The sequence below is a fragment of the Aquimarina spinulae genome (genome assembly GCF_943373825.1).
GTDB classification, from domain to species: Bacteria; Bacteroidota; Bacteroidia; order Flavobacteriales; family Flavobacteriaceae; genus Aquimarina; species Aquimarina spinulae.
On sequence record NZ_CALSBP010000002.1, the window covers coordinates 930,620 to 946,718 of the forward strand.

The 16,099-nt window shown below is 32.4% G+C and carries 15 protein-coding genes; 11 read left to right on the forward strand and 4 right to left on the reverse strand.

Translation table 11 applies throughout. The features are described 5' to 3' along the window. Genes NNH57_RS09665 through NNH57_RS09675 form a run of 3 tightly spaced genes read left to right on the forward strand, consistent with a single transcriptional unit; the run spans nucleotide 1 to nucleotide 1,716 of the window. On the forward strand, nucleotides 1-810 hold the full coding sequence (locus NNH57_RS09665; RefSeq protein ID WP_108807754.1) for a phosphatidate cytidylyltransferase: 810 nt from the start codon (nucleotides 1-3) through the stop codon (nucleotides 808-810). Continuing rightward, complete coding sequence (locus NNH57_RS09670; protein WP_074408888.1) at nucleotides 800-1,447, forward strand: phosphatidylserine decarboxylase family protein; 648 nt, start codon at nucleotides 800-802, stop codon at nucleotides 1,445-1,447. The genes NNH57_RS09665 and NNH57_RS09670 overlap by 11 nt, the downstream gene beginning before the upstream one ends. 2 nt (nucleotides 1,448-1,449) lie before the next feature. Beyond that, entirely contained in the window at nucleotides 1,450-1,716 is a 267-nt protein-coding gene (locus NNH57_RS09675) for an acyl-CoA-binding protein (RefSeq protein ID WP_074408889.1), read from the forward strand. A 63-nt stretch (nucleotides 1,717-1,779) separates the two neighbouring features. Here NNH57_RS09675 and NNH57_RS09680 read toward each other — a convergent pair whose 3' ends face one another. Beyond that, entirely contained in the window at nucleotides 1,780-4,413 is a 2,634-nt protein-coding gene (locus tag NNH57_RS09680) for a valine--tRNA ligase (RefSeq protein ID WP_074408890.1), read from the reverse strand. A gap of 257 nt (nucleotides 4,414-4,670) precedes the next feature. On the opposite strand from NNH57_RS09680, the gene NNH57_RS09685 reads away from it, so the two are divergent. Beyond that, nucleotides 4,671-5,075 carry a DUF1573 domain-containing protein gene (locus NNH57_RS09685; RefSeq protein ID WP_074408891.1) on the forward strand — a complete coding sequence of 135 codons (405 nt, stop codon included), beginning with the start codon at nucleotides 4,671-4,673 and terminating at the stop codon, nucleotides 5,073-5,075. A 57-nt stretch (nucleotides 5,076-5,132) separates the two neighbouring features. Here the strand turns inward: NNH57_RS09685 and NNH57_RS09690 are convergent, their stop codons facing one another. Next, a complete protein-coding gene (locus NNH57_RS09690; RefSeq protein WP_074408892.1) occupies nucleotides 5,133-6,482 on the reverse strand; it encodes an aspartyl protease family protein in 1,350 nt (449 codons plus the stop codon). A 457-nt stretch (nucleotides 6,483-6,939) separates the two neighbouring features. Here NNH57_RS09690 and NNH57_RS09695 point away from each other — a divergent pair, with 457 nt between their 5' ends. The 4 genes from NNH57_RS09695 (at nucleotide 6,940) to NNH57_RS09710 (ending at nucleotide 10,248) form a co-directional block, all read left to right on the forward strand. Further along, a complete protein-coding gene (locus tag NNH57_RS09695; RefSeq protein ID WP_074408894.1) occupies nucleotides 6,940-8,133 on the forward strand; it encodes a pyridoxal phosphate-dependent aminotransferase in 1,194 nt (397 codons plus the stop codon). 134 nt (nucleotides 8,134-8,267) lie between these two features. Continuing rightward, complete coding sequence (murB, locus tag NNH57_RS09700; RefSeq protein ID WP_074408895.1) at nucleotides 8,268-9,281, forward strand: UDP-N-acetylmuramate dehydrogenase; 1,014 nt, start codon at nucleotides 8,268-8,270, stop codon at nucleotides 9,279-9,281. Between the two features lie 149 nt (nucleotides 9,282-9,430). Continuing rightward, a complete protein-coding gene (locus tag NNH57_RS09705; RefSeq protein ID WP_074408896.1) occupies nucleotides 9,431-9,637 on the forward strand; it encodes a membrane or secreted protein in 207 nt (68 codons plus the stop codon). A 38-nt stretch (nucleotides 9,638-9,675) separates the two neighbouring features. After that, entirely contained in the window at nucleotides 9,676-10,248 is a 573-nt protein-coding gene (locus NNH57_RS09710) for an RNA polymerase sigma factor (RefSeq protein WP_025666705.1), read from the forward strand. A 15-nt stretch (nucleotides 10,249-10,263) separates the two neighbouring features. On the opposite strand, the gene NNH57_RS09715 is transcribed toward NNH57_RS09710, so the two are convergent. Further along, nucleotides 10,264-10,494, reverse strand: coding sequence for a hypothetical protein (locus NNH57_RS09715; protein WP_025666704.1), 231 nt, complete (start codon nucleotides 10,492-10,494; stop codon nucleotides 10,264-10,266). 277 nt (nucleotides 10,495-10,771) lie between these two features. On the opposite strand from NNH57_RS09715, the gene lipA reads away from it, so the two are divergent. From lipA to NNH57_RS09730, 3 genes are read left to right on the forward strand one after another with little or no spacing between them, the layout of a single operon-like run. Continuing rightward, a complete protein-coding gene (gene lipA, locus NNH57_RS09720) occupies nucleotides 10,772-11,644 on the forward strand; it encodes a lipoyl synthase (RefSeq protein WP_074408897.1) in 873 nt (290 codons plus the stop codon). Nucleotides 11,645-11,668: 24 nt separating this feature from the next. Beyond that, nucleotides 11,669-12,673, forward strand: coding sequence for a type I glyceraldehyde-3-phosphate dehydrogenase (gene gap, locus NNH57_RS09725; RefSeq protein WP_108807751.1), 1,005 nt, complete (start codon nucleotides 11,669-11,671; stop codon nucleotides 12,671-12,673). A gap of 29 nt (nucleotides 12,674-12,702) precedes the next feature. Then, nucleotides 12,703-14,925 carry a tetratricopeptide repeat-containing hybrid sensor histidine kinase/response regulator gene (locus NNH57_RS09730; protein WP_165944048.1) on the forward strand — a complete coding sequence of 741 codons (2,223 nt, stop codon included), beginning with the start codon at nucleotides 12,703-12,705 and terminating at the stop codon, nucleotides 14,923-14,925. Between the two features lie 102 nt (nucleotides 14,926-15,027). On the opposite strand, the gene lpxK is transcribed toward NNH57_RS09730, so the two are convergent. Then, nucleotides 15,028-16,038 (reverse strand): tetraacyldisaccharide 4'-kinase, encoded by a 1,011-nt coding sequence (gene lpxK / locus NNH57_RS09735; protein ID WP_108807750.1) that lies wholly within the window; start codon nucleotides 16,036-16,038, stop codon nucleotides 15,028-15,030. Nucleotides 16,039-16,099 lie beyond the last annotated feature (61 nt).

Genomic DNA, 16,099 nt, shown 5'->3' on the forward strand with positions numbered 1-16,099 from the left:
ATGAAGGAACTGCTTACAAGATCTTTATCGGGGCTTTTATATGTCTCTATTTTACTACTATCTATATGTATCAATAGATATACCTTTATTGGAATCTTTTTGGTTTTTGGGGTAATCGCTATATATGAATTTCAAAAATTAATTTATCTTAGAAATAAAAGATTGTATGTAATATTCATTACCCTCTTAGCAGTGTTAAACATATTTCAGGATAAGCTCTATTTTTATCTTATTCTCCCTGTTTTGACCCTTACCATTATTACAGAATTGTTTTTGGTAAAAGATTTAGTTACGATTCGTATTATCCCAATGTTCGAGAAACGAAAATATCATACCAGTATTTTTTATCTAATCACATCTATTGTGTTTCTAACTCTTGTACCGTATTATACAGGAGAGTATCAACCTTTCATTATTGCGGGAGCATTTTTAATCACCTGGGTCAATGACACTTTTGCTTATTTGGTTGGTAAAAATTTTGGAAAACATAAATTATTAGAACGAATATCTCCAAAAAAGACTATAGAAGGGTTTATCGGAGGGTTTGTTTTCTCATTATTAGCAGGATATTTAATCGCCATATTTACCAATACTTTATCAATAGGCATTTGGTTGATTATAAGCATAATTATGAGTATTTTTGGGACTCTGGGAGACTTAATCCAATCTAAGTTCAAAAGACAGGCTGGAGTTAAAGACAGCGGCACTATAATGCCAGGTCATGGCGGCATATATGACAGATTAGATAGTGTTATATTTGCCAGCCCATTTTTATATGCATTTTTACAAATATTAAAGCATGTTTCATAAAGAAGGATATAAAATAATATCGGTAGCACTTGTATTATTTCTAGGCATTAATTTGGCCTCATACGTAGCGATTCAGATCGATGAATGGCAAATCGCTATATTTTCGGTTACATTAGTATTTCTGATTTTAATTTTGCAGTTTTTCAGAAATCCTAAAAGACATACAACAGTAAATGATAGCACTGTAGTTGCACCTGTTGATGGAAAAGTAGTAGTTATCGAAGAAGTATTCGAAAAAGAGCATTTTAAAGATAATCGTTTACAGGTTTCAATTTTTATGTCCCCGGTAAATGTTCATGTAACACGCCATCCAATAAACGGTGAAGTTATTTTTAGCAAATATCACCCTGGTAAATACCTTGTAGCCTGGCACCCTAAAGCTTCTGAAGAAAATGAAAGAACTACCGTTGTCGTAAAAAACAATAGTATAGAAGTACTTTATCGACAAATAGCAGGAGCCCTTGCAAAAAGAATTGTAAATTATGCTAAAGAAGGAGAAAAGGTGGTTCAAGGCTCTGATAGTGGTTTTATTAAGTTTGGATCAAGAGTAGATGTATATTTACCTATAGGAACCGATGTAAGTGTTACTTTAAATCAAAAAGTAAAAGGAGGAGAAAGTGTTATTGCTAATCTATAATCATGACCGAAGAAGAATTAAATATCGCCTTCGATGACGCATATAAGCGCGCCTGCAATACTAAAATACAATTGCCACCCGATGTTATGCTTCATTTCTATGCATATTACAAAAGAGCAACGCATACTGAAGGCTTTTTTACCCCATCAGGAGATAGCGAACTTAGAAATGCATTTAAGCTAAATGCATTTTTTCAGGCAAAAAACCTTACTCCAAAACAAGCCAAAGAAAAATATATAGAATTGGTAAATGAACATATAACCGATTAATTAAAAAAGGCCTTGATTTATATAAATCAAGGCCTTTTTTAAATTATTACACACCAATTACATCTAATTGCTCAAACTCTTCAGGCTTGACTTTATAGTAGCAATTTTAGCTTCGGCATCTGCTTGTTTCTTCTTTTCGTTAGCAATAACCTGGTCTGGTGCATTATTTACAAAGCGTTCATTTTGTAATTTTTTCTGAACAGATTTCAAGAAACCTTCTGTATACGATAGTTCATCAGTTAATTTCTTAATTTCTTCTTCTACATTGATCGCTCCAGAAATTGGAATAAAATATTCATTAGATTTTACTCTAAAAGAAAGTGCTCCTTCAACCTTGGCATCTACATAACTTAATGTCGACAGGTTTCCGAGTTTACTAATTACTGCATCAAAAGAGGCGCTATTATTTTCACTATTTAATACAAATAATTCGATAGTTTCCTTAAACGCTATATTTTTCTCCTTTCGTATAGTTCTAATTCCAGAAACTACATCTGCCGCAATTTCGAATTCTGCAATCAAAGTTTCATTAACTACTTGTGGTTCTGGCCAACTGGCAATAATTAATGCTTCTTCTGGTGTTCTATCTGTGATCTGTTGCCATATCTCTTCAGAAATAAAAGGAACAAAAGGATGTAAAACCTTTAAGTTGTCTTCTAAAATTTTGATCACCTCCTGATACGTTTTACCGTCAATAGGGCTACCATAAGCAGGCTTCACCATCTCTAATAACCAGCTACAGAAATCATCCCATATCAACTTATATGTTGTCATTAAAGCATCACTGATACGATATTTTGCATAACTATCTTCAAGCTCTAACAGTGCTTTCTGAAATTTTGAAGTATACCATGCAATCGCCATAGCAGAAGCTTCTGGTTGCTCTATAGTATTATCAACCTCCCAGCCAAGAATAAGTTTAGAGGCATTAAATATTTTATTAACAAAAGCACTACCTTGTTTACAAAGATCTTCATCAAACATTAAATCATTTCCTGCAGGAGAACTTAGTAACATTCCTACCCTAATACCATCTGCTCCATATTGGTCAATTAAATCCAACGGATTTGGAGAATTACCTAAAGATTTAGACATCTTACGGCGCTGCTTATCTCTCACAATACCCGTAAGATATACATTGGTAAAAGGTTTTTCTCCTCGATACTCGTATCCAGCAATAATCATACGTGCTACCCAAAAGAATAAGATTTCTGGTGCAGTAACCAAATCATTAGTTGGATAGTAGTAATTAATCTCTTTATTATCTGGTTCTAGAATACCGTTAAAAACACTCATAGGCCATAACCAGGAAGAAAACCAGGTATCCAAAGCATCGGGGTCCTGAGTAAGATCTGCAATAGTCAACTCGGTATTTCCTGTTTTTTCTTTAGCCAAAACCAAAGCCTCTTCTCTACTTTCTGCGACTACAAAATCTTCTTTACCATCTCCATAGAAATATGCCGGAATTTGATGTCCCCACCATAACTGGCGTGAAATGTTCCAATCTCTAACATTTTCCATCCAGTAACGATAGGTATTTATAAATTTTTCGGGAACCAGATTTACCTCTTTATCTAAAACAGCATCTAATGCTGGTTTGGCCAGATCTTTCATTTTCAAAAACCACTGATCACTTAATTTTGGTTCGATCACAGCTTTGGTACGCTCACTAGTTCCTACTTTATTAAGGTGTGTTTCGGTTTTTGCAAGTGCTTCAATACGTTCAAGTTCCTTTACAATCTCTTTACGAACTACAAAACGATCTTTTCCTTCATACTGCAATCCAAAAGAGTTCAATGTAGCATCATCATTAAAGATATCTATAACCTCTAGATTATGCTTATCTCCCAAGATCTTATCATTAGGATCATGAGCAGGTGTTACTTTAAGACACCCAGTACCAAACTCCATATCTACATATTCATCCTCGATTATAGGTATAACGCGATTAGCAATAGGTACAATAGCTTTTTTACCCTTAAGATGTGTAAATCGATCATCATTTGGATTAATACATATTGCGGTATCTCCCATAATTGTCTCTGGGCGAGTTGTTGCAATAGTTAGTGTATCTTCTGTTCCTTCTATTTTATAGTTTAGGTAATATAAATTCCCTTGTTTTTCTTCATAAATTACTTCTTCATCAGACAAGGTGGTCTTAGCTTGAGGGTCCCAATTTACCATTCTATACCCACGATAAATCAATCCTTTATTATACAGATCTACAAAAACCTTAATTACAGATGCCGACAAGTTGTCATCCATTGTAAAAGCAGTACGTTCCCAATCACAAGAAGCTCCTAGTTTTTTTAACTGTTCCAGGATAATTCCTCCGTGCTTATGGGTCCATTCCCAGGCATGTTCTAAAAACTCTTCTCTGGTAAGATCATTTTTATCGACCCCTTCATCTTTTAGCTTAGCAACAACTTTAGCCTCTGTTGCTATCGAGGCATGATCAGTTCCCGGTACCCAACATGCATTATATCCTTTTAGACGCGCTCTACGGATTAACACATCCTGAATTGTATTGTTAAGCATATGTCCCATATGCAAAACACCAGTAACATTTGGTGGTGGAATAACAATAGTATATGCTTCTCTTTCATCAACCTCTGAGTGAAAATAGTTATTTTCCATCCAGTAGGCATACCACTTTTCTTCTATCGATTTTGCATCGTATTTTCCTGCTAAAGACATACTTTGGTCTGATTTTTGAATTAAGAAGTGCAAAAGTACTTATTAAAGTATGAAGTACGAAGTTAGAAATATGAAAATTTTAAAAAAACCTGAGTAATGAAATTAAACAATGTAGCTATAAAAATATAATAGTTTATATCATGTGCTATATAAAAATTTCTAACCTCGCACCTCTAGCTTTTGACCTCTTACTTTTAGGTATCATTTTGCAGTTGAGTAAAAAGTAAGTACTTTTACGTTTAACAAAAACCTACATCATGAAAAAAATAATGATAATTTTATTTATTGGTGTTCTTGGCGCAACCTTAAATGCACAAGACACTAATAAAGCACAAATAAAATTTAAATCCGAAGTTGTTGATTATGGCGAAATCGCCAAAGGCAGTGACGGTGTACGCAAATTTGAATTTACAAATACAGGAAATGCTCCTTTAGTTATCTCCAGAGTATATTCAAGCTGCGGATGTACCATTCCAAAAAAACCAGAGCAACCAATTGCTCCAGGAGAATCTGGTGTTATCGAAGTTAAATACGACACCAAAAGAGTGGGACCAATTCGTAAAACTATTACAGTAACATCTAATGCAGGAGATACTCCTACAATGGCTATAAAAATTAAAGGAACTGTCCTTGATAAAAGTGTTTTAGAAAAGAAAAACTAGAACTCGTATAATTAATCGTAACAAAAAAGGATACTCTAGAGTATCCTTTTTTATTTTTTAGATTACTTTTTTAAGTGAGAAATTGTAGCTTATTTCTATTCCTAATCGTTCTATTCTCATCTTGATTCTTCTTCCTTCTTCAGAATAAAACATATCATTTAGATCAGAAAGCTTATACCTATATGCACTTTTACCATTTACTTGTAAAATAACATCGCCTTTTTTTAAACCCGCAAGATCAGCTGGCGAATTAGGTCTAACATCCAAAATTTCGTACTTAGGCTGAAGAATAAAGTTGTTTGTCAACTCAATCGTTTTTTGGTTTACTAATTTATTTAACCCCAAATACACTCTATCTTCTTCTTTATAATTTCTTACTGCTGTGAAACCTGTATGCTGAATGGTAAGTCCACTCATATTATAATGAAAAGGCTTATTAAAAAAACTATTCTTTTTAAAAGATATTTTCTGACGGGTATAATCCAAAATAAGATTAAACCTCCTTAGGATATTTCCTCCTAATGACCCTTGCCTGTTATTTAAAGATATTCCTTGTATATAGATAGAATCCGGAAATGAGGCTGTTACCTCCTTCATTTTAAATTCACCAATATTGAGTTCTTTTATTTTAGTTTTTTCACCATAAATATCTCCACTAAAACCTTTACCCAAAAAATCTCTAAAGGAATTCTCACCTGCATATATCCCCTTTTCTTTATTCTCAAATAACCATAAAGAAGAACCAGAACCCGAATCTAGCAAAAGATTGATATCGATCAACCCATTAGCAGATTTATATTGAGCTGTAATAAAAGGTCTTTTCTTTTTTTCCCTAAAATCAATTTTGGTTTGATAGCACTTTTTACACTTTTTATAGGTATACGACTCTGGTTTATACATTTTTATGTACTGCTTTGCATAATTAATATCCAAAACAAAGTTTTTAATAAAATCATGACCTATAATCCCATGTACAGGAAATCCCATTCTGGGAGAAAAATTAATTGACTCATCCAAAACCAGGTAAATCTTGTGATTAGTACTAACAGCATCACCTATCCTAACTTCGTTATTAATTGATTTTATAGCCTCTACTGGTTCATTTTCACCTAACCCTCTAAGGTAAATTTTTGATGCATTTTTAAGTTCTAAGGAGCTTTTATTGTCTACACTAAAGATAATTGTGGATCCCACACCCGTATCTAAAATAAAGGAAAGTTCGACACCATTTACAACAACAGGAATAACAATGAGGTTATTTGCTAATTCAAATCTAATCTTATCACTTTTTTCTCCAATAGGTAACCGGAAGTTTTCTTGGGCAAAAAGAGCTGTACTAAAGATTAGAAATAGTACTAAAATCTTACTTTTAAAAAAATGACAAAAATCTAGTGATAAAATCTTCATTACTCTAAATATAAAAAATATAGTTGAAAAACCTACAAACTAAATAGGGATTTACAAGTTCAAATACATTATTCTTTTGTTAGATAACCTTTTTTAGATAGAATTTGCACTTTACCTCTACTCCTAATCGTTTTATCCAATACCAGTACCCAGCATAAAAGAAGGCTTGGTATCGTTTACAACGACAAGAATAACAATTAGATTATTGATTAATTGAAATTTAATTTTAGTGCTATTTTGTTTAAAAGGTAATCTGAAATCATTTTGAGTATGAAGAACAAAGTTGAAAAGTAAAAATACCATTAAAAGCCTACCTTTCATAAAACAACATAATTAAGCCATAGAAGCTTGATCGCATTAAATATAAAAAATAGTTAAAAAAACACCCCAACTACACCCCCTATTCCTAAAATATTTAAGAAATTTACCGCTATTTTATTTTTTTAAATCAGATCAGATGCCAATAATATCGCATAAAGGCAAAGCTATGCCCGAATCACCAATTCGAAAATTGGTGCCTTTTGCAGAAAAAGCTGCAAAAGAAGGTAAGCATATTTACCATTTAAATATCGGTCAACCAGATATAAAAACACCGATTGAAGCCATGGATGCTATACGAAACCACAAATTAGACATTTTAGCGTATAGCCACTCTGCCGGATTTGAAAGTTTTAGAAATAAATTAGCTAACTATTATGCAAAACATAATATTACGGTATCTTCTGATGAAATTTTGGTCACTACCGGAGGTAGTGAAGCATTAATTTTCACTATGGGTAGTATTACAGATCCTGGTGATGAGATTATAGTTCCCGAGCCTTTTTATGCAAATTATTATAGTTTTTCGACACAATCTACTGTTAAGGTAGTTCCTGTTATATCTAAGATAGAAAACGGATTCGCATTACCATCAATTGCAGAGTTCGAAAAATTGATTACGAAAAAAACCAAAGCCATACTGATCTGTAACCCCGGTAATCCAACAGGTTACCTTTACAGCAAAGAAGAAATAAAACAATTAGCAAAACTTGCTATCAAGTATGACTTATTTTTGATTTCTGATGAAGTGTATCGAGAATTTGTATATGACGACTCAGAGCATTACTCTATTTTACAAGAAAAAGGTCTTGATGAATATGCCATTATTGTAGATTCTGTCTCTAAACGATACAGCATGTGTGGAGCCCGTATTGGATGTATGATAAGTAAAAACAAAAGTGTAATGGAAACTGCTATGAAATTTGCACAAGCACGACTAAGCCCTCCTACTCTTGCGCAAATTGCTAGTGAAGCGGCTTTAGGAGCGCCAGAATCTTATTATACAGAAACGGTTGAAAAATACAAATTAAGGAGAGATACCTTGGTTGCCGGACTTAGAGAAATTCCAGGAGTAAAAGTAGGAGTTCCTAAAGGTGCTTTTTACTGTATTGCCGAATTACCAATCGAAGATGCTGATCATTTTGCACAATGGCTTCTAGATGAATTTGATTTAGATAAACAAACTATTATGGTAGCACCAGCTTCTGGATTTTATTCGGGACCTAACAAGGGGAAAAATCAAGTAAGAATAGCATATGTTTTAAATCGAAGAGATCTTAAAAAGGCAATTGAAATATTAAAAATAGCTCTTGAAAAATACAATAATCAATGAGGCGAACATTAAAAAATTAAACCTATTTTCCCAAAAGGAAATGTTTAAGATTTTTAATGAGAGAACGTAGTGATTACACATGTTCTCAATTTTATAATTAATTTATCATCAAATAATTACTAAAATTTAAACGTGTGGAAATTGAATATAATAAATCTTTAAAAAAATACAATACTTTTGGGATTGACGTTGTTGCAGCAGAATTTGCGGCTATTACATCAGAATCCGAACTCGATACAATGCTCTTAAAAAATAATAAAAATCCACTTTTTATTTTGAGCGGCGGAAGCAATATGCTATTGACAAAAAATCTAGACATGTTAGTGTTGCACATTGCTATAAAAGGAATTACAGCTATAGAAGAATCAGACAAATATGTATCTGTATCTGCAAATGCAGGAGAAAACTGGCATGACTTTGTACAATACTGTATCAAAAATAATTATGGAGGCTTAGAAAATTTATCTCTAATTCCCGGATATGTAGGTAGTGCCCCTATTCAAAATATTGGCGCTTATGGTGTAGAACTTAAAGATACAATGACAAGTTGCGAAGCAATCAATATCAATACCCGAAAGAAACATATCTTTTCAAAAAAAGATTGCAAATTCGGATATCGCAACTCTATTTTTAAAAACGATGTAAAAGGTGAATACATAATCACCAAGGTCACTTTTAGATTAACTAAAAAAGAACATACTCTTAATACAAGCTATGGTGCAATAGAAAATGCTTTAGTAAATAGGGAAATTACCCAACCCACAATTAAAGACGTTTCTGAAGCAGTAATTGCTATACGAAAAAGCAAACTTCCCGATCCCTCACAAATAGGAAACAGTGGTAGTTTTTTTAAAAATCCTGTTGTTGATGTTAAACATTTTACCAAGCTTCAAAAGGCATATCCTAACATTCCTTTTTATAAAATAGATGAAGAACATATTAAAATTCCTGCAGGCTGGCTGATCGAACAATCTGGTTTTAAGGGAAAACGTTGGGGTGATGCAGGAGTGCATGAAAAACAAGCTTTGGTTTTAGTAAACTACGATAATGCCTCTGGAAATGAAATTTTGAATGTATCTAAAAGAATCTTAACCGACATAAAAGAAAAATTTGATATTCTTCTGGAAACTGAAGTCAATATTATATAATACAATATTGAGACGTTAATAAATATATCTAATCAAAAAAGGTTAATATTAATCAAGAATTGACACATTATTCTTAATTTTTTGTTTAATAGCTTCTTAGCCATACATTCTTTGTATCTTTGTAATCAATTTTGATTTTTTATATTATTATGAAGCTTTTATTACTTACAATTGTTTTATTACTATTAGCATTTGGTGGTATTGCAATTAAACTATGGGCGAAAAAAGATGGTAAATTTGCTGGTACTTGCGCAAGTCAAAGTCCATTTTTAAATAAAGAAGGGGAATCATGTTCTCTTTGTGGCAAAACTCCGGATCAGTACTCAAGCTGTAACGAAGAAAAACACACTAAATAGTTTCTTATCGATTATCTATTTCACTCAAAAACAATGTATTGAAAAAAGAAGACTCTATCCTTTTAGAAGATCATATCAAAAAAGCTAAAGAAGGGAAACAAATATCTTTTAATTATCTTCTTGATACTTTTTGGAATGATGTGTACAATTTTCAGTTAAAAAAAACTCAGGATGAGTACGAAGCTGAGGATATTACTATACAAAGTTTTTCTCGAGCATTTGACAAAATTAACACGTTTAAAGAAGAATACAACTTTAAAACATGGTTGATTCAGATCTCAAAAAACATACATATAGATCTATTGCGAAAAAAAAATGCATCAATACAGTCCAAAACCACGACACAAGTAGATGATGCCGTATATAAAATCATCGATCATAACCCAACCCCAGAAGATAAACTAATTACCGAGCAAAATTTAGCTCAATTACTGCTCTACATTAAACAACTAAAACCTAATTACCAAAAAGTAATTAACCTAAGATATTTTCAGGAATTAAGTTATAAAGAAATTGCTGATCATCTCAATGAACCTATAAACAATGTTAAAGTAAAGTTATTGAGGGCCAGAAAACTACTTTCTGAAATAATTACCAATGCAAAACACTAATTCATAAACGAAAAACTATCGCAAGGTAAAAGAAGTAAACCTTTTGATAACGCTATACAATGGATCAATCCATTTGTCGTTGATCTTTTTATCGTATTTCACAAACTTTTGTATCAATCCTTTTGGCGCAGAAATCTCTTTTTCTATAGCTGTGATATTAATATACTTCTGGTTATTAAGCAACCATTTTTCTACACGCTTTCGATTGTTTTTTGTTTTTTTAAGACTTATCAATTCTTCGGGCATGATTTTTTCTCTTTATCACATGAGATAACTGTCAAATTCAAAAAAAATTTTACGTTAACTTAATTTTAACCTGATGTTAAGACTTTGTATAGATATGGTTTTACTGTAAGAGTAAATGTATAGAAACTATAGCTCTTATCCCCCTTTAATATCACGTAGTTTAACAACGCTCTTTTTTTCAAAAATTAACATGCCTCTTGTAGTGATGTATTAACTTTATTCAAAACTTCATTTTAATCTAAGCTTTCTTTGTATTTTTGCTAAAAATATTGCTTGTATGAATAACAATGTTGCTAGCGTAGCACCTCCTAAAGGAAAACCAAAATGGTTACGTGTTAAACTTCCTACGGGAAAGAAATACACAGAACTTCGGGGATTAGTAGATAAATATAACTTACATACCATTTGCACCTCAGGAAGCTGTCCTAACATGGGGGAATGCTGGAGTGAAGGGACCGCTACTTTTATGATATTAGGTAATATATGCACCCGTTCCTGTGGTTTTTGTGGCGTTAAAACCGGAAGACCAGAAACTGTAGAGTGGGAAGAACCCGAAAAAGTAGCTCGATCTATAAAATTGATGAAGATAAAACATGCTGTCATTACATCTGTAGATAGAGATGACTTGTTAGATGGTGGATCAATTATCTGGGCAGAAACTATTCAAGCTATTCGCAGAATGAATCCAGAAACTACATTAGAAACATTAATTCCGGATTTTCAAGGAAAAACAAAAAATATAGATAGAATTATTACAGTAAAACCAGAAGTGGTTTCTCATAATATGGAAACTGTAAAAAGATTAACTCGAGAGGTTCGCATCCAGGCCAAATATGAGCAAAGCTTACAAGTATTAAAATATCTTAAAGAAAATGGTATTGAACGTACAAAAAGCGGAATCATGTTAGGACTTGGCGAAAAAGAAGAAGAAGTTATACAAACACTAAGCGACCTTAGAACAGTAGGTTTAGATATCGTTACAATAGGGCAATACCTACAACCAAGCAAAAAACATCTTCCTGTAAAACAATTTATAACTCCGGATCAGTTTAAAAAATATGAAGAAATAGGTTTAGAAATGGGATTTAGGCATGTAGAAAGTAGTGCCTTGGTAAGATCTTCATATAAAGCTCAAAAGCATTTAACTTAATCCAAAAACAGTAGTAAGGATTTAATGAATACACCTATTAGAATTGCCATCAACGGTTTTGGAAGAATAGGCCGTAACTTGTTTAGATTATTAATTAATCATCCTAGCATACAAGTTGTAGCAATAAACGACCTCGCCGACTCAAAAACTTTAAGTCACCTTCTTAAGTATGATAGCATACATGGTATTTTATCTTTTGAGGTATCGCATACCAAAAGTCATATTATAGTACAAGATGCATCAATACCTTTACTTAATGAAAAAAATCCAGAACATTGCAACTGGAAAAAATATGATGTAGATATTGTTATCGAATCAACTGGAAAATTTAAAACCAGACCTGATGCAGAAAAACACCTTAAGGCTGGAGCAAAACGAGTTATTTTATCGGCTCCTTCTATAGAAGATAGTATAAAAACTATCGTCGTAGGTGTAAATGATCATATCCTTGATGGGTCAGAAACTATCTTATCTAATGCTTCTTGCACCACAAACAATGCAGCACCAATGATCAAGGTAATTAATGATTTATGCGGAATTGAACAAGCTTACATCACCACTGTACATAGCTACACTACTGATCAAAGTTTACATGATCAACCACATAGGGACTTAAGACGGGCACGAGCTGCAAGTCAATCCATAGTACCTACGACAACTGGTGCAGCAAAAGCACTAACAAAAATATTTCCCGAACTAAGTGATGTAATAGGAGGATGTGGTATTAGAGTTCCTGTCCCGAATGGATCACTTACAGATATTACCTTTAATGTTAAAAGACAAACTTCTATCCAAGAAATTAACAACGAATTTAAAAAAGCTTCCCAAACTAGTCTAAAAGGTATTTTGTCATATACAGAAGATCCAATCGTATCTATTGATATACTTGGCAATCCGTACTCTTGTACGTTTGATTCTTTAATGACTTCTGTGATAGGAAAAATGGTAAAAATCATAGGTTGGTATGACAATGAAATAGGATATAGTAATAGAATAATTGATTTAATTATTAACATTTGTAAGAAATAACTATCTTAGTTGAGATATTTCAGAGGAAAATGCCAACCCAAATCAAATATTTTATAGCGCAATTTTTACTTATTTGTTGTTTTTTTGGTTCTGCACAAACGACTGAGCTTTCAGAAAACAATCAAATGAAAGACTCTATTGAGAGCTATTTGATGAATGCTTCACAATCTATTGACCAAACTAGATTAGAACTTGCGCTTTCTAATATTATCAACGCAAAAGAGCTTGCTTTACAACAACAAAACAAAACTTATATAGCAAAGACCAATATGGTGCTTGCTAAACTATACCGGGAATTGGGAGATCTCAAAAAAGCTGAAGAGCAAATCCTAGATGCTATTGCTTTTCAGAATGAAACCAATGACGAATTTATGCTTGTTTCTTCATATACAATATATGGATCAATTGCTACAAAGCTTGGAAAATTTAAAACCGCATTAAAATCCCTTCAAAACGCATTAGCAATAGCCAAAAAGAATGATTACAAAAATCAGGAAGGACCTATAAAATTAAATCTTGGACTTTTAGCTCTTGCTCAAGAAAAACCCAAATTAGCTATACAACACTTTAATAGCGGGCTTCCTATCATAAATTCATTTGATCAGTATTACTTCAAAGCAAAACTCTATACAAATAAAGCCAGAGCACAATTATCAATAAACCAACCTGATGAAGCCATGAAAACCAATGATTTGGCTATGCAAATTGGTGAAGATATGGAATATGCAGAAATACAATCAGAATGTTTCGAACTGTATAGCCAGATTTATGAACGAAAAGAAGATTATCCCGCCTCTCTTAAAAACCTTAGAGCACACGAAAAAATAAAAGATGCTCTTTTTAATACCAATAAAGAAATTATAGCTCAGGAAGCAGGCGCAAAACTAAATCTAAATGAAAATAACGTTCTAATAGAAGAGCTAACAGAGGAAAATATACAACAACAAAGATCTTTAAAATTAGGGCGACTTACAACCATACTAAGTATTGCTTTGATAACAATATTATCTCTTTTAACGCTTTCTCTTTATAAAAATAATAACTTAAGAGCCAGAGCAAACGAATTATTACAAAATAAAAACACAGAACTTATACTGGCAAAAGAGAATGCAGAAAGAGCTAGTGAGGCCAAAGTTCAATTCCTTTCTACAATAACACACGAGTTAAGAACACCATTATATGCTGTTACAGGATTAACACATTTGTTACTCGAAGAAAGCCCTACTCCTAATCAAAAAGAGCATCTTAATTCCCTCAAATTCTCTGGAGAATATCTTTTGTCACTAATTAATAATATTCTGGATCTAAATAAACTTGAGGCTAACAAAGTAGAACTGGAGAACACATCATTCAATTTAAAAAAACGAATAAATGATGTATTAATAGCGCTGGGTAAATCTGCTAAAGACAGAAATAATAATTTGCATTATGAATTTGATGAGTCTATCCCAGCTAAACTTAAAGGAGACCCGCTTAAAGTTTCTCAAGTCTTAATTAATCTTATCGGAAACTCTATAAAATTTACACAAAACGGAGATATTTGGATACGAGTAAAACCTATTAATCAAATTGACAATAAAGTCTCGCTTAGTTTTGAAATTGAAGATAACGGAGTAGGAATATCAGAAAAAAAGCAACTTAGTATTTTTGAAAACTTTACTCAAGGCTCTGTACAAATTAATAGAAAATTTGGTGGTACAGGTTTAGGGCTATCAATAGTAAAGAATTTATTGTCCTTAATGGATAGTGAGATCAAACTAGAAAGTGAATTAAGCAAGGGATCAAAATTTTTATTTGACCTTACATTCGAAATTTTTGAAGACAAAAGCACTAATTACACCGAAGAAGCTAAGAAAATTGATTACAGTATAATGATCGACAAACATATACTTGTGGTCGAAGACAATAAAATCAATCAACTAATTACCAGAAAAATCTTAGAAAAGAACGAGATAAGATGTGATGTTGCCGATAATGGTGATATTGCGGTAAATAAAACAAAAGAAAACACCTTTGATCTTATTCTTATGGATATCCATATGCCAGGAATCAGTGGCATTGAAGCCACCAAACAAATTAGAAAATTCAATAAAGAAATCCCAATTATAGCATTAACAGCCGTTACTCTTGATGATAATCTGGATGAGTTCTACGATAATGGATTTAATGACATCATACCAAAACCATATAAAACTGAAGAGTTTTTCACAAAACTCCACAAAGCATTGGTAAAAAAACAAGCCACTGCTTAGTGGTTTGGCACAGCTTTTGAGAAGTAAAGGTTAACCGAGTTTATATACATAAACTTATTTGAGTTAGCCAGAATTAAAAAATTAAGATCCTATAGTAGGATCTTAATTTTTTTCAATAAACTTCAATATTTTATCATCAAAAGAAGAAGCGCCTTCTACAAACCTCACTTCTATCGGCTGGTACCATAATTTCTCTTCAGAAATATCCGAAGCCAATCTCACATAATCTTTTTCTGTCGTAATAATAAATTCAAGATCATTTAAATTATCTAATTCAGTATCAGTAAAATTATGATGATCAGGAAAACTAATATGATCAAATGTCAACCCTAAAGACGTATAATAATCTAATAAAGGAGTAGGATTAGCAATACCGGTAACCAAAGTAAAATGAATATTTTGCAAGAAATTGATAGATTTTGTTCCAGAAACATTTACTATATCATTTCCATAATCAATAGTGGTAAAAAACAAATCCTGATTAGGTTTTATCGCAAGTTTATCTGTAATTCTTTTTCTCTCTTCAAAAGACAATGGATTAGGACATTTTGTAACGACAATAATATCAGCCCGATCAGCCCCTTTTTTGGGTTCTCTTAAATTTCCTGTAGGCAAAACAATATCATTACAATAAAGATCATAATATGCAGTAAGCAAAATATAGAATCCTGCTTTTACCTTACGATGTTGATAAGCATCATCTAATAAAATCACTTCTGGTTTGGGTGTTAATGATCTTAAATTAGAAATTCCACTACGCCGATCCGCATCTACCGCTACAACAACATCTGTGAATTTTCTTTTAAACTGAAGTGGTTCATCTCCTACTTGTTTTGCTGTAGAAGAAGTAGCAACCAGCTTAAATCCTTTGGTTTCTCTTTTATACCCCCTACTAAGTGTTGCTAATGACACCTTATCTTTAAGCAAAGTAATTAAATATTCTACCATTGGTGATTTACCGGTTCCTCCTACACTAAGATTCCCTACTGCTATTATCGGAAAGGTATATGTCGTAGATTTTTTAATCCCCAGATCATACAATTTATTTCTCAACCAGGTAATCAGATAATAAAAAGGAACAAAAGGTAAAAGTATTTTTCGCAGTAAATTCACACGTTTAAAATTTTCAATATATCAGTGCAACAAAAGTATAAAACGAAACTTTGATTATTGA

Bases quoted from the DNA above. Each gene is read 5' to 3' on its own strand.
- NNH57_RS09665 (WP_108807754.1), top strand. From the start codon at position 1: ATGAAGGAACTGCTTACAAGATCTTTATCGGGGCTTTTATATGTCTCT.
- NNH57_RS09670 (WP_074408888.1), top strand. From the start codon at position 800: ATGTTTCATAAAGAAGGATATAAAATAATATCGGTAGCACTTGTATTA.
- NNH57_RS09675 (WP_074408889.1), top strand. From the start codon at position 1,450: ATGACCGAAGAAGAATTAAATATCGCCTTCGATGACGCATATAAGCGC.
- NNH57_RS09680 (WP_074408890.1), bottom strand. From the start codon at position 4,413: ATGTCTTTAGCAGGAAAATACGATGCAAAATCGATAGAAGAAAAGTGG.
- NNH57_RS09685 (WP_074408891.1), top strand. From the start codon at position 4,671: ATGAAAAAAATAATGATAATTTTATTTATTGGTGTTCTTGGCGCAACC.
- NNH57_RS09690 (WP_074408892.1), bottom strand. From the start codon at position 6,482: ATGAAGATTTTATCACTAGATTTTTGTCATTTTTTTAAAAGTAAGATT.
- NNH57_RS09695 (WP_074408894.1), top strand. From the start codon at position 6,940: ATGCCAATAATATCGCATAAAGGCAAAGCTATGCCCGAATCACCAATT.
- NNH57_RS09705 (WP_074408896.1), top strand. From the start codon at position 9,431: ATGAAGCTTTTATTACTTACAATTGTTTTATTACTATTAGCATTTGGT.
- NNH57_RS09715 (WP_025666704.1), bottom strand. From the start codon at position 10,494: ATGCCCGAAGAATTGATAAGTCTTAAAAAAACAAAAAACAATCGAAAG.
- lipA (WP_074408897.1), top strand. From the start codon at position 10,772: ATGAATAACAATGTTGCTAGCGTAGCACCTCCTAAAGGAAAACCAAAA.
- gap (WP_108807751.1), top strand. From the start codon at position 11,669: ATGAATACACCTATTAGAATTGCCATCAACGGTTTTGGAAGAATAGGC.
- NNH57_RS09730 (WP_165944048.1), top strand. From the start codon at position 12,703: ATGCCAACCCAAATCAAATATTTTATAGCGCAATTTTTACTTATTTGT.